At 37.9% G+C, this 26,073-nt stretch carries 25 protein-coding genes and 1 riboswitch; of the genes, 6 read left to right on the plus strand and 19 right to left on the minus strand.

The annotated features are described in order from the left end of the window. Positions 1 to 149: 149 nt before the first annotated feature. A complete protein-coding gene (locus J7W16_RS10085; RefSeq protein WP_210597162.1) occupies positions 150 to 683 on the minus strand; it encodes a FixH family protein in 534 nt (177 codons plus the stop codon). 179 nt (positions 684 to 862) lie between these two features. Here J7W16_RS10085 and J7W16_RS10090 point away from each other — a divergent pair, with 179 nt between their 5' ends. Next, on the plus strand, positions 863 to 1,039 hold the full coding sequence (locus J7W16_RS10090; RefSeq protein WP_210597163.1) for a hypothetical protein: 177 nt from the start codon (positions 863 to 865) through the stop codon (positions 1,037 to 1,039). A 645-nt stretch (positions 1,040 to 1,684) separates the two neighbouring features. Here the strand turns inward: J7W16_RS10090 and J7W16_RS10095 are convergent. The 3 genes from J7W16_RS10095 to J7W16_RS10105 form a co-directional block, all read right to left on the minus strand. Next, a complete protein-coding gene (locus tag J7W16_RS10095) occupies positions 1,685 to 3,229 on the minus strand; it encodes a bifunctional GNAT family N-acetyltransferase/carbon-nitrogen hydrolase family protein (protein ID WP_210597164.1) in 1,545 nt (514 codons plus the stop codon). A gap of 115 nt (positions 3,230 to 3,344) precedes the next feature. After that, positions 3,345 to 3,803: a chemotaxis protein CheX gene (locus J7W16_RS10100; RefSeq protein WP_210597165.1), complete on the minus strand. Its 459-nt coding sequence runs from the start codon at positions 3,801 to 3,803 to the stop codon at positions 3,345 to 3,347. 102 nt (positions 3,804 to 3,905) lie between these two features. Continuing rightward, on the minus strand, positions 3,906 to 4,604 hold the full coding sequence (locus tag J7W16_RS10105; RefSeq protein WP_210597166.1) for a DUF2225 domain-containing protein: 699 nt from the start codon (positions 4,602 to 4,604) through the stop codon (positions 3,906 to 3,908). Between the two features lie 259 nt (positions 4,605 to 4,863). On the opposite strand from J7W16_RS10105, the gene J7W16_RS10110 reads away from it, so the two are divergent. Genes J7W16_RS10110 through J7W16_RS10125 form a run of 4 tightly spaced genes read left to right on the plus strand, consistent with a single transcriptional unit; the run spans position 4,864 to position 11,001 of the window. Continuing rightward, positions 4,864 to 6,018, plus strand: coding sequence for a glucose-1-phosphate adenylyltransferase (locus J7W16_RS10110; protein WP_210597167.1), 1,155 nt, complete (start codon positions 4,864 to 4,866; stop codon positions 6,016 to 6,018). Positions 6,019 to 6,037: 19 nt separating this feature from the next. Then, complete coding sequence (gene glgD, locus J7W16_RS10115) at positions 6,038 to 7,141, plus strand: glucose-1-phosphate adenylyltransferase subunit GlgD (protein WP_210597168.1); 1,104 nt, start codon at positions 6,038 to 6,040, stop codon at positions 7,139 to 7,141. Between the two features lie 10 nt (positions 7,142 to 7,151). Beyond that, positions 7,152 to 8,642 (plus strand): glycogen synthase, encoded by a 1,491-nt coding sequence (locus J7W16_RS10120; RefSeq protein WP_210597169.1) that lies wholly within the window; start codon positions 7,152 to 7,154, stop codon positions 8,640 to 8,642. Next, positions 8,578 to 11,001, plus strand: a complete 2,424-nt coding sequence (locus J7W16_RS10125; protein ID WP_210597170.1) for a glycogen/starch/alpha-glucan phosphorylase — start codon at positions 8,578 to 8,580, stop codon at positions 10,999 to 11,001. Before J7W16_RS10120 ends, J7W16_RS10125 begins: the two co-directional genes overlap by 65 nt. A gap of 118 nt (positions 11,002 to 11,119) precedes the next feature. Here the strand turns inward: J7W16_RS10125 and J7W16_RS10130 are convergent, their stop codons facing one another. Further along, positions 11,120 to 11,743 (minus strand): fumarylacetoacetate hydrolase family protein, encoded by a 624-nt coding sequence (locus J7W16_RS10130; RefSeq protein WP_210597171.1) that lies wholly within the window; start codon positions 11,741 to 11,743, stop codon positions 11,120 to 11,122. A gap of 231 nt (positions 11,744 to 11,974) precedes the next feature. Further along, positions 11,975 to 12,059, plus strand: a riboswitch (cyclic di-GMP riboswitch). 17 nt (positions 12,060 to 12,076) lie between these two features. On the opposite strand from J7W16_RS10130, the gene sinI reads away from it, so the two are divergent. Continuing rightward, positions 12,077 to 12,253, plus strand: coding sequence for a DNA-binding anti-repressor SinI (gene sinI / locus J7W16_RS10135; RefSeq protein WP_210597172.1), 177 nt, complete (start codon positions 12,077 to 12,079; stop codon positions 12,251 to 12,253). A gap of 116 nt (positions 12,254 to 12,369) precedes the next feature. Here sinI and J7W16_RS10140 read toward each other — a convergent pair whose 3' ends face one another. From J7W16_RS10140 to J7W16_RS10205, 14 genes are all read right to left on the minus strand, one after another. Beyond that, on the minus strand, positions 12,370 to 12,975 hold the full coding sequence (locus tag J7W16_RS10140; protein ID WP_210597173.1) for a hypothetical protein: 606 nt from the start codon (positions 12,973 to 12,975) through the stop codon (positions 12,370 to 12,372). A gap of 59 nt (positions 12,976 to 13,034) precedes the next feature. Continuing rightward, complete coding sequence (locus J7W16_RS10145; RefSeq protein WP_210597174.1) at positions 13,035 to 13,178, minus strand: paeninodin family lasso peptide; 144 nt, start codon at positions 13,176 to 13,178, stop codon at positions 13,035 to 13,037. 129 nt (positions 13,179 to 13,307) lie between these two features. Beyond that, the gene (locus tag J7W16_RS10150; RefSeq protein ID WP_210597175.1) at positions 13,308 to 14,210 is read right to left on the minus strand and encodes a metallophosphoesterase; all 903 of its coding nucleotides are present in this window, start codon (positions 14,208 to 14,210) and stop codon (positions 13,308 to 13,310) included. 64 nt (positions 14,211 to 14,274) lie between these two features. Next, complete coding sequence (locus tag J7W16_RS10155) at positions 14,275 to 16,065, minus strand: ABC transporter ATP-binding protein (RefSeq protein ID WP_210597176.1); 1,791 nt, start codon at positions 16,063 to 16,065, stop codon at positions 14,275 to 14,277. Continuing rightward, positions 16,062 to 17,225: a nucleotidyltransferase domain-containing protein gene (locus J7W16_RS10160; RefSeq protein WP_210597177.1), complete on the minus strand. Its 1,164-nt coding sequence runs from the start codon at positions 17,223 to 17,225 to the stop codon at positions 16,062 to 16,064. The genes J7W16_RS10155 and J7W16_RS10160 overlap by 4 nt, the downstream gene beginning before the upstream one ends. Next, the gene (locus J7W16_RS10165) at positions 17,218 to 17,700 is read right to left on the minus strand and encodes a lasso peptide biosynthesis B2 protein (protein ID WP_210597178.1); all 483 of its coding nucleotides are present in this window, start codon (positions 17,698 to 17,700) and stop codon (positions 17,218 to 17,220) included. Before J7W16_RS10165 ends, J7W16_RS10160 begins: the two co-directional genes overlap by 8 nt. A 14-nt stretch (positions 17,701 to 17,714) precedes the next feature. Continuing rightward, on the minus strand, positions 17,715 to 18,011 hold the full coding sequence (locus J7W16_RS10170) for a lasso peptide biosynthesis PqqD family chaperone (RefSeq protein ID WP_210597179.1): 297 nt from the start codon (positions 18,009 to 18,011) through the stop codon (positions 17,715 to 17,717). Beyond that, entirely contained in the window at positions 18,008 to 18,931 is a 924-nt protein-coding gene (locus tag J7W16_RS10175; protein ID WP_210597180.1) for a phosphoenolpyruvate carboxykinase (ATP), read from the minus strand. The genes J7W16_RS10170 and J7W16_RS10175 overlap by 4 nt, the downstream gene beginning before the upstream one ends. 283 nt (positions 18,932 to 19,214) lie before the next feature. After that, complete coding sequence (locus tag J7W16_RS10180; protein WP_210597181.1) at positions 19,215 to 19,349, minus strand: paeninodin family lasso peptide; 135 nt, start codon at positions 19,347 to 19,349, stop codon at positions 19,215 to 19,217. Positions 19,350 to 19,365: 16 nt separating this feature from the next. Then, positions 19,366 to 21,303 carry an asparagine synthase-related protein gene (locus J7W16_RS10185; protein ID WP_210597182.1) on the minus strand — a complete coding sequence of 646 codons (1,938 nt, stop codon included), beginning with the start codon at positions 21,301 to 21,303 and terminating at the stop codon, positions 19,366 to 19,368. 205 nt (positions 21,304 to 21,508) lie between these two features. Continuing rightward, entirely contained in the window at positions 21,509 to 22,018 is a 510-nt protein-coding gene (locus J7W16_RS10190; RefSeq protein WP_210597183.1) for a type II secretion system protein, read from the minus strand. A gap of 3 nt (positions 22,019 to 22,021) precedes the next feature. Beyond that, positions 22,022 to 23,053, minus strand: coding sequence for a UDP-glucose 4-epimerase GalE (gene galE / locus J7W16_RS10195; RefSeq protein ID WP_210597184.1), 1,032 nt, complete (start codon positions 23,051 to 23,053; stop codon positions 22,022 to 22,024). 61 nt (positions 23,054 to 23,114) lie between these two features. Next, positions 23,115 to 24,197, minus strand: a complete 1,083-nt coding sequence (locus J7W16_RS10200; RefSeq protein ID WP_210597185.1) for an acyltransferase family protein — start codon at positions 24,195 to 24,197, stop codon at positions 23,115 to 23,117. Between the two features lie 75 nt (positions 24,198 to 24,272). After that, on the minus strand, positions 24,273 to 26,060 hold the full coding sequence (locus J7W16_RS10205; RefSeq protein ID WP_346726917.1) for an ABC transporter ATP-binding protein: 1,788 nt from the start codon (positions 26,058 to 26,060) through the stop codon (positions 24,273 to 24,275). Positions 26,061 to 26,073: the final 13 nt, after the last annotated feature.

The raw sequence follows: 26,073 nt of genomic DNA on the forward strand, positions 1-26,073 counted from the left end.
CTCCTTAAAATTCATCAATGGATAATCCATACAATCTTTACTATTATATCATTTTCTGAAGAATGATTAATACCTTTCTCATATGTCATCAAAAAAAGGAGTATAATTACAAAAGCCGGTTAAGGAGAGTTTCCTAAACCGGCTCAATTTTATCGAGAAAAATTAGTCATTTGGTCCAATAGTAATTCAATATCATCTGGTAACGGTTGATCTAGATTAAATTGATCTGAGGGATCACGATCAACATCGGAAATAATTTCTCCATCCACTTGAAATATAACTTGGTTTCGATAAACTAAATTGCCTTCTTTAGCCTCAATCATAGCAATCCATTGTCCAGGTATCGAAAAAATAACTTCCGTTTCGTATAAACCATTTTGCAGTGGATGCAATGTCCTTTCAATCTGATGTACTGTTTCTGGTCGATCAAAAACAACAGAAATACTAGCTGAATTCATCGCTTCGCCAAATTCATTTTCCAGAAACAACTGAAAATCTGTTGCCTCCCCTGTATGAAACGTTTGATCCTCACCAGCAAATGTCATTTTCCAATTCGTTACAAGCTCATCATCATAAAAGTAGGATGAGACAATTAAGAATCCTAGTACACAAAATATAGGGATTACTAAAAAATAAATAGTTACAAACTTATAACTTGGGCTCGTTCTATATTCTGGTTTCATCATACCACTCCTTGTTGTCTTCAACATCCTTTCCAGCCTTAAGTGACGGTAAACACGAATGTCGAAAAAAGTTATATGATGATACCTCTTTAAGGTAAATCTTTTAAGGATGACTACTTTCTTAATGGTTACACATAATCTATAATGGAGGAATACGTACACAAAGGAGTCTGGAAAATATGAGTGAAAATGAACAAGCACCAAAAAAGCTAAGTCAAGTGGATGCGGCTAAACAATTGCTAGCAAAGAAAAAACAAAAGGTTGGCAATCCAATGGGAAATAACACAAATACAAAGCAGCTGAAGAGTCAACAAACGAAAAAACCGAGTAATTCAAGACGTAAAATGGGCGTCTAAGAAAAAAAGAACAGGCTTCCCTGTTCTTTTTTTCTTAGACAATTGCGGTGATAGAGCTTTGAATCCGCTCCCGGGATGGGGGGCAGCACCAGCCGGAGGGCATGGAACTAACCGGCTGTGCCGGTGGATTTCCATTTTGCCCTTATTTCCTGCAGGAGTCGGCCCACCCATCCCGTCCGCTATAATAGAGGATAAATAAAATATACTCTTCATTTAGGAATCCCTATACTAGCAAAAGCAAGGGATAACTGACCAGTTTTTTCGATAATACCGCCTTAAAATAGCAATATTTCAGCAGTTAGCAACCTGTACGAATACTAGTCCCGTTGCCTTACCACCTCAAATAGACTAATAAATAGCAAAAAAGAAGCTGGGATATAAAGTGTCTAACTGAAATACCGAATAAAGCAATTACGTAGCGTATGAAATATACGTAGACTCCTGCGGGATGCAAAAGCCACAGGTGAGACCCCACAGGCGTAGCGTGATGCGGCTCAGCGGCTTCCCGTGGAAAGCGAAGTATATTTCAGGAGCGGTTTACATCAGCCAACTATATTGTTCGGATTTTCTATTAGTTAAATCACTTTTGTCCCAGCCTTTTCTCCTACGCTTTAAAAAGAATAAGACATTCTGTTCTTGTTTCTGTTACTTATTTTTGTAATGAATTTGATAAATGTCGTGACGGCGATCACGCAGTTGATTTACGCTTCCTGCACGTCGATTACGTCTTAATATTTCTAGATCAACATCTCCGACAACAACGGTTTCGATATTTGCCTGCCCTTCTCCAACAATACCATCGCGAGGGAATGTGAAATCAGAAGGACTAAAAATTCCTGATTGTGCATATTGAATATCCATATTCTCTACATCCGTTAAGTTTCCAACTGTTCCAGATAATACAGTGTACACTTGGTTTTCAATTGCACGTGCTTGAGAGCAATAACGAACACGCAGATACCCTTGGCGATCATCGGTACAGAACGGAGTAAAGATAATATTTGCCCCTTTATCAACAGCAATACGTGCAAGTTCTGGAAATTCGATGTCATAGCAAATCTGAATAGCGACTTTGCCGCAGTCAGTATCAAAAACATTTACATTGTTGCCGCCTGTAATTCCCCAGAATTTACGCTCATTCGGGGTAATGTGTAGCTTATACTGCTTTTCAATCGTTCCATCACGTCTAAATAAATAAGCAATATTGTAAATCTTACCTTCTTCTTCAACAAAGTGAGAACCACCAACAATATTTACATTATATTTGACAGCCAAATGAGTAAATAAATCTAAGTAATCTTCGGTAAACTCAGTAAGTCGTCTAATCGCCAGACTTGGGCTTTTCTCTGGAAGAAAGGAAAGAAGCTGCAGTGTGAAAATTTCAGGAAAAACCGCAAAATCTGAATTATAACTTGCCGCTACATCAGTGTAATACTCACATTGAACTGCAAAGTCATCAAATGATGAGATTTTTTTCATTTCATATTGAATTGTAGTAATCCTTACAGGGAAAGATGTCTTAAACTGACGCTTAGGCGACGTTGTACGGTAATCAATATTATTCCACTCCATTAGAGTTGCATAGCGAAGTGAAGCTCTATCATCCTCTAGATAATTCTGATTAATACGTTTCAGTGTAAAACCATTCATGACTTGAAATGTCAGAACTGGATCATAAATATTATGAATGGTAACTTCTTCAACATATTGTCTTGGGGTCATTTCCTTTGCAAACTTGAAATAGTTAGGAATGCGTCCACCAATAATAATACTTTTCAGATTCAATTCACGCACTAAATCCTTTCGAACTTCATATAAACGACGTCCAATCTTCATTCGACGGTATTCTGGATGAACCATAACCTCGATTCCATATAAATTATATCCCTCTGGATCATGATTTGTAATATAGCCATTATCTGTTATTTCATCCCAAGTATGCTGATCATCATACTCATCAAAATTAATAATCAAACTAGAACAAGAACCAATAATTTTCCCGTCATATTCTACACAGAATTGACCCTCTGGGAAAATATCAATATGACTTTGAAGATGATCGATTTCCCAAGGTTCCATATTCGGGAAACAAAGCTTCTGCATTTCAATAATTTCATCAAAATCAGTTGCTTCAATATTTCTAATCGTCATCTTTTTCTCAAATTTTGAAACATCTATTTTTTTGGACATATGCTTAACTCCTTTTTAAGTATCCTTTTTGAAGTTTACCCTTTTTCCAATTAAATGAACAATAGATAACCCTTATCAAAAAATAAAAACCACCTTGTTAGGTGGTTTTGTCATACTATTCTTCCTTCACTGCAATATGAATACGAATATCTCCAATTGCAGTACTAATTGGTACAGATACAAAAGGGTTCTTAGAATGTAATCTAGATTCTCCCTCATTGATAATAGGTGTTGTTACATCAATGATACATGATTCTTTAGATAGCTCTGTAGCAGTTGTTCCGGCAACCCAATTGCCGAACTCCTGAACCGCACTCCAGCCCATATCATCTAATTCATCAATTTGCATGCCACCCATCATAACTCCAACTAGTTTCTTTGCTGTATCCTTTGAGAACGTGCAGACAATTTGACCTGTAAGTTGTCCTTTAACACCCAGAATAACGGCAACTTGATCAGAAGGAATTGTACCTGTTCCTGCACTCGGACTAAGTAGAGTAACATCTAGACCAAAGTGACTTGTGAGGATTTCTTTTGTTGCTCGACATATTGCATTAACATGAATGACATTCACAGTGTATTCCCCCAAAGCCTATCGTACAGCGTATTGACTGGACGAAGTGCATCTAAAATTATTTATAGTTTACCATAAAAAGAAAACACTATGTGAGAAATATCAAGAAAAACGTCGTTCTTTGTCGTTTTCCCTCATTTCGTACCATTGCTCCCTTGCCATCTCTACAATTTTCGGGTCGGTATGCTTATGCTTGTGTTGGACAACACGTGAAAGATATTGAACGGCCTCTTGTTCTTTTCCGACTCTTCTTAGGAGTTCCCCAATTAAGTACAAAACTTTCATCTCAGTCATTGTTGTTTGCAAATAATCAACCTGTGAATATGATTTTTTGTATTGATCTATCGACTGCAGTAGGTATCTACTCTCCTGCTCCCAATCATTGCTCAATCGATGCATCCAGGCAAGTCTCAGACAGAGGCCAGCCATCACGATCGCCTTCTCCTTCTTTAACATTCCACTTAAAATCGCAAGCTTCGTTACATGAATGGCATCTTCAAGATTTCTTTCTTCACCAAAATCCTGTTCTTTCCAACTAGTGAATTGTTGATTTAGACTTTGACGTGACTCCTCTGACATGTCAGAGGAAAATGTATCAGATGATGAAAATCCGCAATTCGGACATACTGCAACTTCGTAGAAAATAGGATTCAATTGATTGTTTTTATATTCTGTAAAAAAATCACTGTGAGTGGTTTCCACTCTTAGAAAGCGGGAGCGAATTTTCTTTGTGTTAAATGAAGTACTACATAATAAGCAAATGACATTTTTATCATAGAGTGGTGTTATCTCATTATTCATGTTTATCACCTAGTCTAATGGATTTACTTCTATTTTAGTCTAAAAGTACCTAATAGGACTAGGCTTTTTTTTATTCATTCCCGATTTAATATATCGCTAACCCTTTTATTAGTTATATATACCTATATTTTAACCATTTAAGAATGGTAAGCGTATACACTCTCATACACATAGGTATGTTTTTAAGACTAGCAAGCGGGAATTCTTTATTAGCTAAGAATGTCCCTACAATTATTTGATTATGACGGGGGCTGTCGCAATGGACAAAAAAGTAGAATGTATAGCCATGTTACTCGCGGGTGGAGAAGGTAAGCGTTTAGGGAATTTAACAAAAAAAATTGCGAAGCCTGCCGTTTACTTTGGTGGTAAGTATCGAATTATTGACTTTCCATTAAGTAATTGCATAAATTCAGGAATTGAAACCGTTGGTGTATTAACACAGTATGAACCGCTTGAGTTGAATTCTCACCTTGGCATTGGAACACCTTGGGATTTGGATCGTATGAATGGTGGTCTTTCAATACTCCCTCCGTTTCAAGAGAAAAAAGGCGGTTCATGGTATTCAGGTACAGCTGATGCTATTTTTCAAAATCGTGATTTTCTTGATCGCCACGACCCCGAATATGTTCTGATTTTATCCGGCGATCATATTTACAAAATGGATTATAGCTTGATGCTCGATTATCATAAGGAACGAAATGCGGAGGCAACGATATCCGTGATAGACGTTCCATTAGAAGAAGCAAAGAGATTTGGAATTATGCATGCAGAAGATAACGGTGTTATTACGCAGTTCGAGGAAAAACCCCAGCAGCCAACGAGCACACTGGCTTCAATGGGCATATACATCTTCAACTGGTCGTTTCTAAAATCCTATTTATTAAATGATGCAAGCAGCAATTCCAGTCATGATTTTGGCAAGGACCTTATCCCAGCAATGCTTGCTGACAAACGTAAATTATTCGCCTATCCATACTCTGGTTACTGGAAGGACGTAGGAACAGTTGAAAGCTTTTGGGAAGCAAACATGGACCTACTAAATGAAAACCCCTCTTTACAGCTTCACGATCATTATTGGCGTATTTACACAAAAAATCACAATCCAGCCCCGCATTATCTTTATCCAGATGCAACGATCACCAACTCCTTAGTAAATGAAGGATGTATAATTAAAGGTCATCTCCACCAATCAATTTTGTTTCACCAAGTGGAAATTGGTTTAAATAGTTCCATCTCCCATTCAGTTATTATGCCGAATGTAACCATTGGCACAAATGTGTCCCTTGATAAGGTCATTGTTACGGAAGGAGTGCTAATACCTGATCACACTGTGATTCATTCAGAATCCGAGATTATCGTTATAGATAAAGAAACCATTAACAAGTATTGCACTGCATTAACTAATAGTAATTGAATTGGAGAGGAATGGAATTATGAATCGATTAATGGGCGTCATTCATTTAGATGGTGAACAAGATTTGCTAAAGGAGTTAACTTATTTCCGCTGTGGTGCTGCAGTACCTTTTGGAGGACGCTACCGCATCATTGATTTTGTTTTATCAAATATGGTTCACTCTCGTATTCAAGATATTGCCGTGTTTACACGCCAAAAATACAGATCCCTTTTGGATCATCTTGACACAGGAAAGTCATGGGACTTAAACCGTAAACGCGGAGGTCTTTACATCTTACCCCCAGATTGGAATGATCCAACCGACTTATCTAAGGGTGAATTGCAGCATTTTCATAATAATCGTGACTTTTTTGATAGAGGATTTGCTGATTACGTTCTTATCACAGGAACCCAGCATATCTGTTCGATTAATTATCAAGATATATTACGAGAGCATCTAGATACAGGTGCTGACGTAACAATGATCTATCATCCTACAGCTCAATTAGATAGTGAACATCGTTATGAAAAGAAGCTAGAGATTGATAGCGATGGATTAGTTACAGCGATCACGAATGATGCGACCAATTCAAACCTTTATATGGGCATGTTTATCATTAGAAAAAAATTACTTATGGAAATCGTCGATAATTGTATTGCGAGACAAAAAGAACATCTTCTGCTAGATGGTATTTTCGGAAACTTAGACCGCCTTGTCGTTCGTGGGCACGCCTATACGGGATACCATGCTTTAATTAATTCAATTGAGAGCTATTACAAGCACAGCATGAATTTACTAAAACCAGAACATTTCCAACAATTATTCACACCATTAAGACCTATTTATACAAAAGTAAAGGATGAGGCTCCAACTTGTTATCGACAATCCTATGTCCACAATTCCCTTATTGCAAATGGATGTGTAATCGAAGGAACAGTCGAAAATAGTATTCTCTTTCGTGGGGTGCATGTACACAAGGACGCTGTCATCCGTAATTCGATAGTGATGCAGAGATGTGACATTCATCAAGGTGCTCTAGTTGAAAATTCAATTATAGACAAGGACAGTATTATTTCTGTAAATCGGACGATTGTTGGTGTCGCAGAGTATCCTTACTTGTTGGCAAAGCGCAAAGTCATATGAGGAGGTTATCATGAATATTACAATGGCCGCATCCGAATGTGCCCCGTTTTTCAAGACAGGTGGATTAGCAGATGTTATTGGTTCCCTACCAAAGGCATTAGCAAAGAAAAAGCATTCCCTTACTGTTTTTTTACCTAAACACCGTTCCCTACCAGATGATATCGACCGTCAATTAGTATTTGAGGGATCCTTTGATGTATTTGTGAAATGGAGAAAGCAATATTGCGGTCTTTATTCACTCCAAAGTGAACAGGTAACTTATTATTTTATTGATAATCAATACTATTTCAACCGAAATTCACTTTATGGGGAATACGATGATGCGGAACGATATATCTATTTTACTCATGCCATATTTCAATCTCTTGACTATCTTAATCTAGAACCAGACCTTATCCACTGCCATGATTGGCAAACTGGACTAATACCTGCTTATATAAAAGCAGGTGCTTATCCTAAGCCAATAAAAACGATATTTACCATTCATAATTTACGTTATCAAGGTATCTTCCCTCTTTCTATCTTTGACGAACTAATCCATCTTGACTCCTATCATTTAGGCGGAGTTGAAATGAACGGGGCAATCAACTTTATGAAGTCCGCACTCATTCATTCAGATTGGCTAACAACGGTTAGTGAGACCTATGCCGAGGAAGTGCAATCATCTTATTACGGAGAAGGGTTAGATCAGTTACTTAAACAACGGAGCCATGAACTAGCAGGTATTGTTAATGGTATTGATGATGAGTTATTTGATCCACTAAGTGATCCTACACTACCGACCAACTACTCAAATGACCCTCTATGTAAGGAACAGAACAAATTAGCTATTCAGGAAGAATTACATCTTGAATTAAATCCTAAAAAGCCAATGCTTGTTTTAATTAGTCGCTTGGTTGAAGAAAAAGGCCTTCATCTATTTACACATATCATTGATCGGTTAATGCACGAAAATATTCAACTTGTCGTGATGGGAACTGGTGATAGTCAATTTGAAGAACAATTCCATTCTTTCTCTCAAAGATATCCAGATCATTTCCGCTTTCTTTGTACATTTAATGAATCAACCGCACGAAGACTATATGCAGCCTCTACCTTTTTTTTAATGCCTTCAAGATTCGAGCCATGCGGATTAAGTCAACTGATTGCCTTACGTTATGAAACAGTTCCAATCGTTCGTGAAACTGGTGGTCTAAAAGATACCATCCAACCGTACAATGAATTCGAAGGAACAGGAAATGGGTTTTCATTTCTAAACTATAATGCTGATGATTTCTATAACGTTATCCGTTATGCCATATCGATTTATAACAATCCAGACCATCGCAACACCCTTCTCGCCAATATTTATCAAACAAAGCTAAACTGGCAGCATTCAGCTTCTAAATACGAAGAACTCTATAAAAAAGTTACACTAGGAAATGAGGGAAATCTTCATGACGATGACCGTCCAGACATTAGCTCCACTGCTTACAGAGAAGCTACTCTCGTCCTTCGGTAAGACCGTAGACGAAGCGACTAATAAGGAAGTGTTCCAATCAATATGCTTGCTCATGAAAGAATCCATTCATCCGAATTGGCAAACAACTCAGCAAAAATACGTCGAAGCGGAAAGTAAACAGGTCTATTATTTTTCAATGGAGTTTTTGCTTGGTCGCTTAGTTGAGACAAATTTACTAAACGCTGGGGAATTGGATTTATATAAAGACACATTAAGCTCAATGGGTTTTAATCCAGAAGAAGTCTTTCACGAGGAGCTTGATGCGGGACTTGGTAATGGTGGACTCGGTCGGCTAGCCGCATGTTTTCTTGATTCACTATCCTCCCTGCAACTACCTGGTCATGGGATGGGGATTCGTTATAAATATGGACTATTTCAGCAAAAGGTTGTAGACGGACATCAAGTTGAATTACCTGACAACTGGTTACGTGATGAATATATGTGGGAGACGAAACGTGAAGAAAAAGCAATTGAAGTTCGATTTGGTGGGACAGTTGAAACAACGTATGAGGACGATAAATTAGTCTTTCATCATCACGATTATGAACGTGTGCTAGCCATTCCATATGATGTTCCAATTGTTGGCTTTGAAAATAAGACCGTCAATACACTTAGACTATGGAGTGCCGAATCGACAACAAACCATTTCCATTTCAACTCCAGTCGAGGTCATGACTATTATCACTATTTAGACTACAAGCGTTCGGTAGAGAAAATTTCTGAATTCCTCTATCCAGATGATTCATATTACGAGGGCAAAATATTAAGGTTGAAGCAGCAGTATTTTCTTGTCTCAGCTGGACTTCAAAGTATCTTAAGACGATTTAAAAAACAATATAAATGCTTTGATTTACTTCCTGAAAAAATTGTTCTTCAGATTAACGATACCCATCCTAGCTTAATCGTTCCTGAACTGATGAGAATTTTACTTGATGACGAAGGACTTAGTTGGGAGCAAGCTTGGAAAATCACTGAAAAGACCGTCGCTTATACCAACCATACAACATTAAGTGAAGCACTTGAAAAGTGGCCAGAAGCTATGATCGAGGATCTTTTCCCAAGACTTTATATGATCATTCATGAGATTAATGAACGTTTTTGTAAAATGCTCTGGTTTGACTTTCCCGAATTAAGAGAGCAGATACCAGCAATGGCCATTATTTCCTATGGGAATATTCACATGGCTCACCTGGCCATGGTGGGAAGCTTCAGTATTAATGGTGTAGCAAGACTACATACAGACATCCTAAAAAACAGGGTAATGAAGCCATTTAATATCGTCTATCCTGATCGTTTTAATAATAAAACAAATGGGATTACCCATCGTCGTTGGCTGCTAAATGTTAATCCCGATTTAGCAGATGAAATCACAAAGACAATTGGCGATCAATGGATAAAGAAGCCCGAATTCCTTAAAAATCTTCAGTCGTTTGCTACAAACCCAGAGCTTCAAGAAAATATAGCAAAGGTTAAACATGAGAATAAAAAGAAATTAGCGACCTTTATTAAAGATCAATATGGAATCACGATAAATGACCAATCAATCGTAGATGTTCATATTAAACGCCTTCATGGCTACAAACGACAATTATTAAATTTGTTTCACATTATTTATCTGTATAATCAATGCATCGAGAATCCTTCTCTCGACCTTTACCCTAGAACATTTATCTTTGGAGCGAAAGCAGCTCCTGGCTATACCTTTGCTAAGCATGTTATCAAATTAATAAATGCTGTAGCAGAGAAGGTAAATAATCACCCCCATGTCCGCGACAAAGTAAAAGTTGTATTCATGGAAAATTATCAGGTAAGTTTAGCAGAGCGGATTATTCCGGCTGCCGACGTTAGTGAACAAATTTCAACGGCAAGTAAAGAGGCCTCAGGAACTGGTAATATGAAACTAATGATGAATGGGGCTTTGACAATCGGTACGGAAGATGGAGCAAACGTCGAAATCCGAGAACGTGTTGGAGCAGAAAACATCTTCACATTCGGTCTATCTTCAGAAGAGGTTTTTAGCCATCAGCACCGAGGCGATTATCGGGCAAGAGACTACTACAATAATGATTCACGAATTAAACAAATAATGGATCTTCTTGTTAATGAGCATTTCTCAAATGATGACGTCGAGTTTAAGGACATTTTCTATTCCTTGCTCTTCAATAATGATGAGTATTTCGTATTAAAAGATTTTGATAGTTATATTTCTGCACAACAAGCTGTTGAATTAACATACCGTAATCAATCAAGCTGGCTGCAAAAAAGCATCATTAATATAGCACATTCAGGTTACTTTTCTAGTGATCGCACCATCCAACAATATGCGAAAGACATTTGGAACATCAAACCACAGAGATAGAAATACGATTCTCTAACCAATAAGCTAAGCCGTCGCATTTAATGCCTTTTATGAGTCTTATTCTCATAAAAGGCAAGCGACGATTCTGCTAATGCCAATATTTAATTGATGTCTTCCATTAAGCTACAATGAAGCTTCCCTTTAACTCATTCCCCCAATACAATTGGCAGCAATCACCACTTCTAAGCGGACCAACGCCTTGTGGGGTTCCAGTAAAAATTAGATCGCCGCTGCCCAGACCAAAACTCTCTTGGCATTCATCAACTATCGTTTGAAAAGGAAACAGCATGTTTTTTATATTGCCAACTTGGACAATCTTGTCGTTGATAACAAAAGAGAAATCGTGATTGTAGCAATCATCATTACCCTCAAATATCCAAAATGGAGTCACGATGGCCGAATTCTTAAATCCCTTTGCTCGTAGCCACGGATGACCCTTCTTCTTTAATTCTGTCTGCACATCACGCAGAGTTAAATCAAGACCAAGTGCCATATGACTGACTACATCCTCAACTAGGTCACCTTTCTTAACCTTTTGTTGTACATGTAACACCATTTCAATTTCATAATGAATTTCACCTTGATTAGTAGGTAAATTGATTATCTGATTGCTTGTTTCAACGTAAGCATGCGTTGGCTTTGAAAAAAGCAGTGGTTGGTCAGGTATATCGTTTCCGAGCTCATTCGCATGCTCTGCATAATTACGACCTATACAATAAATATTTTTAGGAACGATCAACATATGTTACCTCCCTTCACGTAAGTAACTTTCGATAATAGGGACCTATTTACCTGCTGTACACTTAAAAATATCCCTTTTTAGCAACCTAAATAATTTCTTATTTTTTGTTGAGACCTGTCGGAAAAATTGGAATGATAATGCTAATCGTCTCATATTAATTATGGTATGATTTATTTAGATAAATAACGATTTGTATCGTGAATGATCTTCTTTTTCTAAATTACTGAAAATTAAGAAAAAGGGCAAACTTGTTGAAAAGCAAGGACGCAAAACCACAGATCTAAGGTACATACACTATGATGGCTGGGTTACCGAAAAGATGGAGGAATCCGAATGTTGTCTGTACGATCCCATGATTTTAATGAAGTCAATGAGCGTGAATGGGAAGAATTATTATTAGAAGCAAAAGAAATTGGTTTATCTCCAGATGAAATTAGGCAATTCCTCAAACAAACTAACAATCATACTTTACAAATACAAATGGTAAATCCACTGAAACAATTCCTCTAACAAACAATCGTATTTATAAAAAAAGAGTGATCCATTATCTCAGATGGTCACTCTTTTTTACTTTCTTCTTTAATCATACTTATGTTAACTAATTACTTCTCAAAAGATATGTTGCTTTAAACCCTTGTTAACCCCGGCTTCCTGGTAGGAGGGAAATGAACCTCCTCTATCTTCAAAAGTCTTTTCAAGGTCTCGGTATCATTCATTATTCCTTCTATATCTAGGCACACCGGTACTAACGATGTAGTTGGACCTATAAAAGTGTCGTCCTTCTGTTCAACTGCTAAACCAAAGGCAATTCGAGTCATCCGAAAGAACCGTTGTTCCATCAATCCTATATAGTATTTAGGGTCGTGTTTCAAGGCATGGTCATAGAAAATTTGCAATATCGTTGAGAAATGTCCTTGGCGTTGATAGTGCTCATGAATGCATATTTTATCAATCTCCCAGACTCGCTTTTGATGTGTAATTATTTCGGACTGCTCAATAAAGTGACTTCTTCCTACCACTGTACTACTGGGATTAGCCGGATCATATGGAATAAATTCAACCGTACCTATGACTTGTTTACTTCTGAATAGGTGTTCACGTGGAAGAATCATATTGTAGCGAATTCCGTTACTAGCATAGGGATCATTCATCCAGCCGTATTTTTCACAGAAAAATTCCCAGGTATTTTGGAATTGCCTTTGTTGCTTTTTTGTTCGTACGATTTCATACATAGTAATTGCCTCCTACAAGAAAACCCCCTGCATACTGCAAGGAGTTTTCTTGTTAACTATTAACTACCAAATCCTCCACCACTGCCATCACCGCCACTATCATCTCCACTGATCCCCCCACCGTTTTTAGGTGGTGACCAAAACTTCATCGTTTCACTAACATCCAGTACTTCCAATGCAGGTTGCTTCCAATCTTTCTTCAAAGCTTCAAACCCCTCTCTTGTTCTTAATTGAGAACATAGCTTCATATTCTCACCATTTCTAGAAATTGTCAATATTATTTTAGTATTTACCCAGACTAGTAATTTCCCTCTAGAACAGGACAACCAACCTCACCCTCGCCTAAGTACTATCTTATTAATCTCCGGAGGATTAAAAAGTCTAAAGGCCAAAAAAGAAATCGCATCGCTCGTACCCAGCCCGGCACTTACATATTGCTGTACGCCGCGATACTCCCACCACCCTTTAACCCGGTCTTGCGGAGGGAATAGCCCACTACGCTCGTACCATGCCTCTGGAACAAAGAAAGCACCTAGAAAGGGAAGACGGAGTTGGCCACCGTGATAATGTCCCGCAATAAGGAGATCATATTTCCCCATTTCTATACCGCGATCATTTGCAAGGTGGTCCATTCTTATGTCAACAATCGGATAGTGATTAAGAGCAATCAACGTCTCATTATCATCTAACTGGTTAATCGCCTCTACACGATCTGCAGGAAATACCGACTCATCAAAATGAGTAAAGAAAAGACTTGAGTCTCCTCTCTTGATGAATTGAATTCCCTCTAGCAACTGAACGCCTCTTTTCTCCAGCCCTTGAGCAAATTCATTCTTTTCAAATCTATCACCAACTCTTATGTAATTAGTAGGGTCGGCATTACCTGGGATGTAAAAGGCATTTTCTTTCTGCTGCAATCCTTCTATAAGAGAATAAACCACGGGGTAATTTAAACTCCGACTGTCATCTAATAGATCACCGGTAAAAGCAAGCATGTCATAATCGATTGACTCAATAGCTTCAATTAACCGATTCTGCTTCTCCCCAAATTCTTTCTCATGCAAATCTGTAACCTGCATAATCGTAAAACCGTCAAACTCTTCCGGAAGGTCTTTTAGCACTATTTCTTGCTCTACAATCACAACCCGTTGATTGTCCCATACTGTAAATAAAATCAGAACAACAAATACTACTAAAAGCAACATGATTCTTTTTCTTCTCCATTTCTTCTTCACTGCAAACCCCCTCCTAATACAAGGGTTAGCCCAAAATATGGACCACCCTTTTATAACAAAATCCCTACAACGTCGCCTTCATCTGATTCTGCAATAAATTGCTAAACACACTCCTTTTTTCTTCCGCCAGCTGTGTAAATCCTCCCTGTTGAATCACTTGTCCATCCTCTAACACAACAACCTGGTCCGCATTACGGATCGTCGACAGTCGGTGTGCAATCACTATAATAGTCATTTTTCCTTTTAAGCGTTCCAGTGCCGCTTGGATATTCGCCTCATTCTCCGTATCAAGTGCACTTGTTGCTTCATCTAATACAAGAATAGATGGATTACGCAAAATCGCACGAGCTAATACAATACGCTGGCGTTCTCCACCACTCAGTTTAATCCCACGATCCCCAATAAGCGTATCCAACCCATCCGCCAGTTTACGAACAAATTCAGCAGCGGATGAAAATTCCAACGCTTCCCATATTTCAGCTTCCGTTGCATTCGGAACCACCAGCTTAAGGTTTTCTCGGATGCTAGCATTAAATAAAAATGGATCTTGGGGCACATAGCTAATCGCTTGTCTAAGGGAAACTAAATTGTCACTTGTAAGCGGAACACCATCTATTAAGAGCTGTCCTCGTTCTGGCTGATTAAGACCCATCAGAAGATCAATTAACGTACTTTTCCCAGCACCTGACTTACCGACAAATGCCGTCATATGATTGGCTGGGATAGAGAGATTGATGTTTTGCAGGGCATATTGAGATTCAATATATCTGAAATAGATCGACTGGCATTGGATCTCCTGATTGACTGGCATTGGCTTAACCGTTGACTGATTAACCTGATCAAACTCCCTCGCTACTCGGCACTCATGCTGCATGGCTTTAACTGCTTTAAATGAAGGAAGCGTTGTGGCAATTTGCTCTAGGGAACCTTGAATCCCAGCAACCCTTGGCCACAACCGTGAAAAAATAGCGACGATGATCATCAATTGTGCAGTCTGCGCATTGAACAGTTGAACCGCAAGAAAGATAAAAAGAGCCATAAAAACGGCTGAAGCAATCTTATAATAAAACTGTGACGTCGTCTTTAAGATTGTGTATTGAACTTGTTCAGTCTCCATCCTTTTCGTAATCCCTTTGTACCAGTGTAGACGGGATTCCTCCAATGTATTGCTTTTAATATCTTTAATGCCATTAATTTGGTCCGTGATCCCTCCGATATACTCTTTTCCGAGAATATAATTCCTATTTCCTAACGCAAGAGAATGTTTAAGGAACTTACGGTTAAATAGCAATAACACTAACCCACATAGTAAAACAAACAGCGTAATACTAGGAGATAGCCACAAGGCGAGCCCAATTTGAATGAAGGTGAAAAGAAGCGAGGCTATAAATTGCAAAAAGGAATGAGTCCCTGCACTCGATCTCGCAATTTCAACAGTTAACAAATTGACCAGGTCCGATTTACGATTTTTAATAAAGAAATTCCAATTTGCATGAAGAAGTGCCTCATATGTCTCTACGCGTATATACCGAAAAAATCCATGTTGGATCTTGGTATTGCGGATGGTGATCTGCCTTTCAACAAGATGATAGAAAATCACAACCATGACGTAAGTACCTAGAATAACCGGTAATCCAACAGTAGAGGGGATATTTTCGAGAAACTGTAACACCCGCTCTAGAGAAGTTCCTTCCGCATTAAAGTTGACAATCCCTGTCATATTAATGATCGGAATGAGCAGCAAGATCCCAATCCCATCTAGTAACCCAATTAGGACCATCGCAATCATATTGATATAGAGGACTTTTCCAGAATATGTGTGAATTTGTTTTAAGAAATAGAGAATATCTTTCATGAGAGCCCCCTTGATATTTCATTCTTCCTTGTCTTCCTCCATCCCCATAACAGCGGGCGTAGAGGAAAGTACAGGAAGTGCAAGGATTTTGGTAGTGGCAATGTATCTGTATCTTCTGGTAATGGGTGAAGCAAGCAAAGAACATGCAACACCTTTTGATTAAATGACATTAGAGCAAAAAGATGACGAGCATGGTAGCTAGATACGTCTTTGGGCACGGGATCGGTATGAAGGTTAATCATATCTTCCAAATAAAAAATAGCTTGATTGGCTAGTTTTACTGACCGTTTTGTCAGAAGGGGATTCATTTCGCCTGTCACTTTCGCATCTAACAAACAAGAAGCAAGTCTAATCGCCTGCCCCCCAAGATGAGGATGATGATAGGTGAAAAATAACTGACAAACCCTTTTCCAATCCATCTCCATCTCCATCATTTGTCTAATATCAACTAGCCAACGAAGGCGTGACCAGCCGTGCCGTGCCCCGTGAGCGACAAGAAATACGAATAGATCCTCTCTACCTAATAAATATACAGGCGAACTCGTTAGAACACTCTTCTTTCTCCGCTCCCACAACTCGTGAAATCTCGGTTCTTTCCCTGGACCTGGATGTAGACGCCAATGAATCTCGACCTTTATCCCTTTCTCTGGATGAACATATGTCACATGATGATGCCGCCAGCGCCAGTCATTTAAGACTGTCTCAATATAATCATCCTTCTCATACCCCTCGCAGACAAGCAATTCTTCTGCTTGTGGCAGGTGTTCAATTGGAATTAAGAAATCTAAATCACTCGACGTTCGAAGGGATAGATCTCCATACAGGTCCTGAGCAAGAACCGGCCCTTTTAGGAAAAGGGTCTTGATGTTCTGAGCCAAGAATAGATTACTAATGCATTCCATTTCAGCACTTAACCGAAGCATCTTGAACGTATTTTGTTTGTAACGTCGCTCGAACCATTGTAATAAACGAACTGGAAAACGATCAGCAACCTGCTTTACTTTGGCATGCAGCAACGGAAAAACACGATGGTGGATGGAAAGGGTCTGAAAAAGCTCCCAGTCAATGTCAATGCCGATAGAGGGTGTTCTATCCTCTAACAAAGCAAAGATAAGCTTTAATTCTTTTGGAATCCTATCTAACTTAAAAGTGTTATCCATACTGTTCTCCTTCTATCTTTTTCGCACTAATTTCCTTTGCAAATGTAGCGACAACCGTAAACTTCTCCATGCCTTCTGAACCTGAAACATAGAATGGCCCACTCCGCAACCACGCATGTGCCACAAATTCACCCTTCTCGTCCTTGGCTGTTCCTAAATATAAAGTACTTTCAATCCCGCGTTTCTCTAGCATTTTCATCCCCGTAATCGCCTTAACCAAACACTGACTTTCCCAGAATGTATATGTGCTCATCATATGAATAGCCAGTGAAACCTCCTTCATCACTCGTCGTTTGTCTGGATCAAACAAGTGTGAGGTTTCCATCATTTGTGTACCTAAGGATGTAGCTACTTTTCCAAATTTACGTAACTTTAAAATCCGTGCCCATGCTAGGTAAAGATAGGCTTCTAGTAAGAGCCCCTTAAAGTCATTTGATAAATGATAGAATGATTTCAATTTCCTAAGAACATTCATACGGTCCTCCTCCGTTAAGGGGTATCAATTTCCATAAGTCCCTCATCAATTAACTGACTCAAGAAAGTAATTACTTGCTCCTGACATATCGATGATTCAACTTCATAATGAGACTGAAGTGTAGTCACGATATCCCTAACCAAAGTTGGTTCCTTCACCAATTCCCAAATCTCACCACCAAGCTCACCGAGGTTATAGTACTTACCGTTATGAATGCTCAGCATTACTTTTTCCCCGTCCATATCTGAGACGATGTTCCCTGCACTTTGTTTAATACCCGTATTCATCGTAATCACTTGGTTTTTAATCATAACGCCTTTTCCTCCTTTGAAACTGTTGATAGAATTAGATCGGTTAACTCATGAGCTGTAAAGCGCGCTTCAGGTCGTCTTAATTGATACATCTCAATTTTGTTGACCATTTTAGCTGTCATATCAAAATGCCACTCCATTAGTCCAGCTGGAGTAACGAAGAATTTTCGGTAAGTATGAGTGAACAAGGTCTGAAGTCGCTCTAGGTTACGAATTGGTTTAAACTCAATTTCATTGTTATCCGTTTTGACAAGCTCAATAACCCCTGCAAGTTGAACAGGTTGATCTGCAAACTGTGTTGAAACTGGGATAGCAAATTTGGTTTCACGATCTATGATGGGCCGATAGCCATCCGATTTCATTCCGAACTGATTAAGACTTTCGAGCCATAATTTTTGTTGGGGGTATGCCGGTGTCACAATTGGCGTATTATGCTCGGTCAGCGTTACCGGTATCACATCGTCACTAAGTAAGTAGTACCCTCTATTTAAAAAAGCAGAGGCTAAGGTTGATTTTCCAGCACCCGATTTCCCCACAATTGCATAAGCCTTGTTGTCAATCATAATGGCACTACCATGTAGTGGAAGGATTTTCCTCTGAAGTAAGATTGCACCCATACAGGTTCCTAGGATATAGAGACGAACTTGGTCTGGATCCGCCTCACTCATAGGTGACACTAGAATTTCGTTTCCATTTTTCATTTGAAAAATGGCCACATTAGGGACGTGAAATAAAATGAAATCTTGCTGAATGTGAAAATACTCATTTTGCTGTGCTAGTTCGTGCCATAGGGATCGTAAGTCGTTTTCCCTAATAACAATATCTCGTGACACATGTTGGTTGGTCTGAACCAACTCAGGTAGTGTAATTTCACTTAAAATATGTAATCCAAATGCTGTGTACGTTTTTACTTCGGTCATTTGGGTTCCCCCTTACTTATCAAATTCTTTCGCCTCCCTTATGTTGCTTACGATATAAAGGAGTCTTATGTACTAACTTCTTTAAGATAAGATACTAGTGCCCTCTTTTCCAAAAAGTACCGTTCTTAATAATGAACAAAAAATAAAGGGCTACCCTCGATTCTAGCTCTCCGGGTAATCCATAGAGTGACTAGACTCTCTATGATTGAAGCCTTTCTTCATACCCATTGAGAGTCTAATCTAACCTACTGTCTAGTATTTGCAACCCGTATAATGATTACACCTAACTCCAAGTTAACTGATCTCTAGGGGTACCATCTTCGTATGTTTGATCCAGATTATTCCCACTATGTGGATTTGACATTGTCATATTAATTTCAAGGACTTCTAAAACTGGTTTTTCCCAATGCTTTTTCATCATTAATCACCTCCTTTCAAAATTGATGAATAAATCTAGATACAATTACACTTCTCATTAAAACCCTGTAATCTGGATCAGTAGCATGATCTGAGAGTGGACCGTCTTTAGCCTTTGAAAGGGCGTGGTAGATAACCGCTTCGTCCAAAAAGTCCATAACACCACTATCTTTAGTCATACGTTCTGCCTCATCAATAAAGGCTTTCCAATGAGGCTTCATACGTTCAACCCAATCAGCTCCTTGTACGCCTCGTATTCGTTGATTTAAGCGTACTTTATCTGGTAAATAGCCTTTAGTTGCCCTTCGAATGAGGGCCCGATCCATCCCATTTCGCACACATTGTTCTTCTGGAACGGATAAACAAAACTTTATAACTCGTAGATCGTTTGTAGAGTCACGCTTCCATAACCCATAGCGAAGTGATAGCTTCGCTGCGAAACTATTTGTAGAATTCCAATGGAAGATATCCTCAAAATGTCTTCTTCTGAGTTCATAGATATTATCGGAAGAGAACCACCCCGTATTATTTAATCCATACTGTTTAAGTTTGCTATACACATCATGCTTTAGAGCAAATTGAGCATTAATCAGAGTTGGAAATGGGTATGTAACCGTTGAAGAGTACAATTTTTTGGTGAATGGAAAAGCTAGATTAGTGAGCATAGGAAGTCTACGTAATCGAGCTCCTCCAGCGTTTTTGCTGTATTGATTTAACTCTCTTACAAGATGGATCCACCGCATTTTCTTTAGAAGTTCGGCATAATAATTCAACGCGTGGCCCCAAGAGATGGTGAAATTACCTCTCCCACCATTTAGCAACACTCCAACGTTTTGTTCATTCGCTTTTTCAAAGATTCCTTTTAACCAAAATGAATTTTCAAAGAACTTGTAAGGACCCTCTAAAATGTTTAAAAACTCATCAATTTCCGAATAGGAATCTTTCCCCTCAAAATCTAAGTATTGAGCGTGAATACCTCCAATATAATTAACCGTCGATTGAATATAAGGCCTCTCGTCTGGCATTAATTGTTTTGGAGTAAAATCGATAAATTCTTTTGTTGGAATATAACTATACGTTTGTAATTTTCTATTTTGATCTTTTAATGTTTTTGCTGCGAAGCTTACAACGGAACTAGAGTCTAATCCCCCACTCAAATCAGCACCAACATTATGATGTGTTCTCAAACGGGAATCTACAGCTTTCTGAAAAACTTCTTGGAATGCCTCTACGTATTCGTCGTCAGAATGAAGGATTAATTGCTTATCGTCAGTCAGCATGCAATATTGAGTTAATTTAATCGTCTCTCCAATTACAGTGATACTATGAGATGGCGGTACCTGGTTTATATACATATAAGGCGTAATACTAGTATCAACACTATCTACCACTGATGAAATAGCTAAGTACTCAGCTAACCATGTTTCATTCAATCGTCTCTTCACGTATGGGAGAGAAAGTAAGGCCTCAATCGTTGTTGAAAAAGCAAATTGTTGTTGGTTCTTGAAATAATAGAGTGTTCTACCACCAGAAAAGTCCCTTGCACCAAATAATTTATTCTTTCTTTTATCCCATATCATAAAAGCGAAGTCACCAATCAAATGTTTCGGAGACTCGTCGCCCCACTTGTAGTAGCTAAGTAAAATCAATTGACTGTCTGGCATAGTTGCTCCAAGCCCACGGTCAATCCCCAACAAATCATACAGTTCCTGACGATTATCAATAATCGCATCGGCTGTGATAGCCGTTTCCCTCTCGTGATCAAAAAAAGGTAAGGGTTCTTCTATCGATTCAGGTGTGATCCATTGTGATAGACATCCTAAAAAAATATTATTATTGTTCCAGGATTTCAGATCATTAGCAGGAAACTGGGCTAAACTGTTCATCATTTTGGTTAAATGATCAACTGGTACAGATGAACGATTAGAATGATAAATACCAACTATTGCACTCATACTCCCCCTCCTTCAAGACCTAAATTCTTAATTAAGAACAATAATATAAAAAAAAATACACCAAATGCACTGATCTTATAAAATTATTTACAAGAACGATTTAGAGGTTGTGTTCTTTTTAAAGAACGGATTAATTTTAATTTTACACCAAGAACTGGTAATGTCAATCATGTAATAAAAATATTCATCAACCTTCTAAATAACATCACTCTATATAACATCCATTCTTAAATTTCGTGTTTTCAATGTTAAGTATTCTGCTATTTTCCACCTTAATCATACACCTAGAAAGTATTTTGGATGATGAGTCAACTAGAACTATCTCATTTAGTAGCGAGGTATCAGAAACATAGTTTGTAAGTTGATCCACATTGATTTTATGGACGTTACCTAACAATTCATCGATAACTACTTCTAGTTCCTCTCCCTCTAGTTCTGAGTTCTCTGCAACTTGCTTCATCAAAGAATCCTTGAAATTCTCAGGCAACTCTCTAATGACTACTTCACCACCTAATGGTAAGCTTGCGTTTTCTAATTCGTACATAGAAATAGCTGATTCAATTTGACCTATACTAACATTCGTAAGAGAATCATTCATTTCTGCAACCGTATTTGAGACAACTGGAAATAAAACGATTATAACAATACCTATACAAGAGATAGACATTAAAAGCTCTGACAGTGTTATACCTCTATTCAATTGCTTGCTCAACATGGATTATGCTCGTGAAACCTTCTTCGAGGCAAACCCATTCGGATGACTCTTCTGCCAGCGCCAGGCATCTCGACACATTTCATGCAGTCCATATTGTGTAGACCAATTAAGCATCTGATTCGCTTTATGAGGATTCGCTAGACTAATCGCCACATCCCCTTCTCTCCGTTCAACAATTTGATAAGGAATCTCTTGTCCCGAAGCTTCCTTAAACGTACGTATCATTTCCAGAACACTATATCCTTCTCCCGTGCCGAGATTATAAGCCTCAATTCCAGTTGAATTCAGATGCCTCTCAAGTGCTTTTATATGTCCACGCGCTAGATCAACTACGTGAATATAGTCTCTTACCCCGGTCCCATCAGGTGTCGTATAGTCATTCCCAAAGACATTCAACCTTTCTAACTTGCCAACTGCGACTTGTGAGATATAGGGAAGCAGGTTATTAGGTACACCATTAGGATCCTCACCAATTAATCCGCTATTATGTGCACCAACAGGGTTAAAGTAGCGTAACACTGCAATACTCCAGTCGTTGTTTGCTACACAGAGATCTCGTAAAATTTCCTCAGTCATTACCTTTGTTCTGCCATATGGATTTGTTGCATGTAGCGGTAGTTCCTCATGTAGTGGAACTTGATCAGTTGCACCATAAACTGTTGCTGATGAGCTAAATACCAGGTTACGCACACTGAATTTCTCCATTAAATCACATAGAATAAATGTCCCGGTTAAATTGTTAAAATAGTACTTTAATGGTACTTCGACTGACTCACCCACAGCTTTCAGTCCCGCAAAGTGAATTACGGCATCAATGTCATGATTAAGGAACACTTTGCTAAGACCCTCTTTGTCTAATAAATCCACTTGATAGAAGGTTAGATCCTTTTCTGTTATTTCACAAACCCGTTCCAAGGCTTCAGGTTTACTGTTTGATAGGTTATCGACCACGATTACCTCGTAGCCTGCCTTTAATAATTCGATACAAGTGTGGGAGCCGATGTAGCCGGCACCACCTGTTACTAGGATTTGCATTAATATTCCTCCCATAATAAATAGGCACCCAGATGCTGGATGCTCCTTAGTGTTTTGGATTTTAAACAGCTTTCAAACTACGATCCTTATTGAGCATAATTTGTCTCTGCTCCACCCTTCTATCAATGGCACTTGATATAGGATTGTAAATAAGTTTAATTAAATGAGAAGTGACGATGCACATAAACATGAGCCAAATGAAAATGATCACAGGGTTTTTCGACATGAATGTTAGATCTTTAAAGAATGTAATGTAAAAAAACATATGCGTTAGCCATATGTTAGTTGAATGACTACTGAGGTAGCCTAAGAAGTTATTTGCTTGAACACTTTTGTTCATAAGTGTAAACAGACAGATAAAACCAACTGCATTTATGGGAGCGATAATTGCAGACTCAATGAAACCGTGAAAAATTACAAGTCCGACTATCCCTGTAATTCCTAACATATTTTTAAACCTGATATGTTGACTTTTAATCCTTAATTTACTAATGATCTTATACTTTGCAAATAAACCTCCGACTAGGAAAGAAAATTGAGAGGTCCCTAACAAAAATAGTAATTTCTCTACATCCTGAGGTAACGCTAAATCAAAAATTCCACGGTGAACTTGGAAATGACTAGTAAAGTAAATACTTCCTGAGATGAGAAACAAATAGATAAATCGAGATTTCTTAGTTAAGTTTATAAGAAATGGTGAAAGTAAAACTATTATTATATAAACTTGTAAAAACCACCACGCACCATTATAAGAATAATCAATCAGCGTAAAACTTAAAATAAATCTCCAAATACTTACAAAAAAATCCCCTTTCCCAACAGCAAAACCAATTAGCAGAAACAAAAATAAAACTATCCAGTAGTTAATGAACAGTTTAAAAATACGCATTAGATTTTTCCTAAAACTTGCTCCTACACTTCTACTTAAAAATACAGTATAAAAAGCATATCCCGTGACAAATAAATAGATGGGTCTACAAGCATCTCCGAATAAACCAACGTAATATTCAATCGGTATATCTCCTATCATGAAAAAAGAATTGTAATAACCATCAATGTCTTTTCTACAAAAGAGATGAAGTAATACCATAAACATAATCGCAAAGCCTTTTAGGATTTTTGTTTCGTCTTTTGATAACTCCATGCCTTAACTCCTTCCTTTTTATTGCACATAAAAAAAAACGTCATTGTAGACGTTGGTTCCTCATTTTATTATGAATTAATTTACTATCTGTCTTACTATCGCATCCTTTTCATTATTATTTTTTTCAGTAGCAACTAGGTGCCCATCTTGAATGTGGAATACTTTATCACAATTCTTGATTGTACTTAATCTATGGGCAATAATAATTAAGGTCTTCTCTCCCCTTAAATTGTCAATTGATTTCATTATTTCCGTTTCTGTTTCGTTATCAAGAGCAGAGGTTGCCTCGTCCATAAATAAAATTTCTGGATTGTGATAAAGTGCTCTTGCAATACCAATTCGTTGTCTTTGACCACCAGAAAGTCTAACTCCTCTTTCACCAACCGAAGTCTCTAACTGATCTGGAAGCTCAATTACAAAATCCTTCAGTTGAGCTTGCTCCAATGCTCTCCAAACATTTTCATCATCAATCCGGTCTTTTTCGATACCAAATGCGACATTCCCACGTATAGTATCATCTATTAGAAATATAGATTGAGGAATATACCCTATTCTTTGCTGCCATATTGATTTTTGATCATTTAAATTTTTCTTATCTACTAAGATACGTCCTTTTTGTGGAGTTAATAAACCAAGGATGACATCAACAATTGTTGATTTCCCTGCCCCTGATTCACCAATAAACGCTACAGAACTGCCTATTGGAATTGTTAATGAAACATCACTTATCGTAGAACGTTCTTGATTAGGATAACTAAAGGAAACGTTCTCTAGTTCAATTGATTGTAAAAATGCTTTTCTTGTAACTTCTGATTCACTGCTGGAATTAAGTTGATTAATCTCTAAGTCACTTTCAGTATATAAATCATTATATACAACCTTTAACGCTGGCTTGCTGTATTTAATCGTTGTAATTAGTCCCATTACGCGATTTATCGAAGGCATTAATCTGAATGCAGACATGGCAAATAGCGCCATCGTTGATATAAGCTGCTCAGTATCTGTACCTCTTAAAATAATAATCAGCATGGTAACCAAAACGGTAGACACAAGTAAGGATTCAATAAATAACCTTGGTGCTTGTTCTAACATTTTATAATAACGTCCATTATTTGCTTTTAGTTGACTTTGTTCTGTATACGCGTTAATAAAAAAACTTTCTTTTCCTTGTACCTTTATTTCTTTACTAGCCCCTAATCCTTGGTTCACCCATTTGATTATTCTCCCATTTACTTTTTGTAGTTCAACGCCTAATTTTGAAATCTTCTTTCGGAAAATCATAAAAAATAATGCAACACTGCCTCCTAAAATGACAATTACAGCTAATGTAGCAAGAGGGGCAGTAGTCAAAAGCAATATTAGAATAAAAATAGTAACTAGGATCTCCGTTGCTAGTTGAAATCCAGAAAGAAGGATTCCCTGAGAGACTTTAGGAACTTCATCATTTACATTACGCAATAAATCAGCAGTATTCCGCTGTAAGTGGAATACATATGGCTTTGTTAAATATTTATTAAATAGTTCACGGGATATTTTCACTTGAAGATTAAGGATAATTTTAAACTGCATATAATTAAAAAATAGTAGATAGAGATTTTTTAAAATAAATACAAATAGTAAAAATATTACTGACACTATAATGAAGATGGTGTAGGACGAAAGGTTCATACTGTTGTAAATGAAAGCTAGAAGAGGTTGTTCGCTAATAATATTAGGATTGGTAATGATAGCAACAATAGGAACAATTAAACCGATTCCTAGCGTTTCAAAAATCGCAGCTACAATCATCATTGCAAAGAGGATAAACATCTTTTTCTTTTCTTTCCTGTTTAAAAACATGAATAACTTTTTATATTCATTCACACTTCCCACACCT

The organism is Halalkalibacter suaedae, from assembly GCF_017939705.1.
GTDB lineage: Bacteria > Bacillota > Bacilli > Bacillales > Bacillaceae_D > Halalkalibacter > Halalkalibacter suaedae.

Coding starts and splice junctions, on each gene's coding strand:
- J7W16_RS10085 (WP_210597162.1), bottom strand. CDS start 683: ATGAAACCAGAATATAGAACGAGCCCAAGTTATAAGTTTGTAACTATT.
- J7W16_RS10090 (WP_210597163.1), top strand. CDS start 863: ATGAGTGAAAATGAACAAGCACCAAAAAAGCTAAGTCAAGTGGATGCG.
- J7W16_RS10095 (WP_210597164.1), bottom strand. CDS start 3,229: ATGTCCAAAAAAATAGATGTTTCAAAATTTGAGAAAAAGATGACGATT.
- J7W16_RS10105 (WP_210597166.1), bottom strand. CDS start 4,604: ATGAATAATGAGATAACACCACTCTATGATAAAAATGTCATTTGCTTA.
- J7W16_RS10110 (WP_210597167.1), top strand. CDS start 4,864: ATGGACAAAAAAGTAGAATGTATAGCCATGTTACTCGCGGGTGGAGAA.
- glgD (WP_210597168.1), top strand. CDS start 6,038: ATGAATCGATTAATGGGCGTCATTCATTTAGATGGTGAACAAGATTTG.
- J7W16_RS10120 (WP_210597169.1), top strand. CDS start 7,152: ATGAATATTACAATGGCCGCATCCGAATGTGCCCCGTTTTTCAAGACA.
- J7W16_RS10125 (WP_210597170.1), top strand. CDS start 8,578: ATGACGATGACCGTCCAGACATTAGCTCCACTGCTTACAGAGAAGCTA.
- J7W16_RS10130 (WP_210597171.1), bottom strand. CDS start 11,743: ATGTTGATCGTTCCTAAAAATATTTATTGTATAGGTCGTAATTATGCA.
- sinI (WP_210597172.1), top strand. CDS start 12,077: ATGTTGTCTGTACGATCCCATGATTTTAATGAAGTCAATGAGCGTGAA.
- J7W16_RS10140 (WP_210597173.1), bottom strand. CDS start 12,975: ATGTATGAAATCGTACGAACAAAAAAGCAACAAAGGCAATTCCAAAAT.
- J7W16_RS10155 (WP_210597176.1), bottom strand. CDS start 16,065: ATGAAAGATATTCTCTATTTCTTAAAACAAATTCACACATATTCTGGA.
- J7W16_RS10160 (WP_210597177.1), bottom strand. CDS start 17,225: ATGGATAACACTTTTAAGTTAGATAGGATTCCAAAAGAATTAAAGCTT.
- J7W16_RS10165 (WP_210597178.1), bottom strand. CDS start 17,700: ATGAATGTTCTTAGGAAATTGAAATCATTCTATCATTTATCAAATGAC.
- J7W16_RS10170 (WP_210597179.1), bottom strand. CDS start 18,011: ATGATTAAAAACCAAGTGATTACGATGAATACGGGTATTAAACAAAGT.
- J7W16_RS10175 (WP_210597180.1), bottom strand. CDS start 18,931: ATGACCGAAGTAAAAACGTACACAGCATTTGGATTACATATTTTAAGT.
- J7W16_RS10180 (WP_210597181.1), bottom strand. CDS start 19,349: ATGAAAAAGCATTGGGAAAAACCAGTTTTAGAAGTCCTTGAAATTAAT.
- J7W16_RS10185 (WP_210597182.1), bottom strand. CDS start 21,303: ATGAGTGCAATAGTTGGTATTTATCATTCTAATCGTTCATCTGTACCA.
- J7W16_RS10190 (WP_210597183.1), bottom strand. CDS start 22,018: ATGTTGAGCAAGCAATTGAATAGAGGTATAACACTGTCAGAGCTTTTA.
- galE (WP_210597184.1), bottom strand. CDS start 23,053: ATGCAAATCCTAGTAACAGGTGGTGCCGGCTACATCGGCTCCCACACT.
- J7W16_RS10200 (WP_210597185.1), bottom strand. CDS start 24,197: ATGGAGTTATCAAAAGACGAAACAAAAATCCTAAAAGGCTTTGCGATT.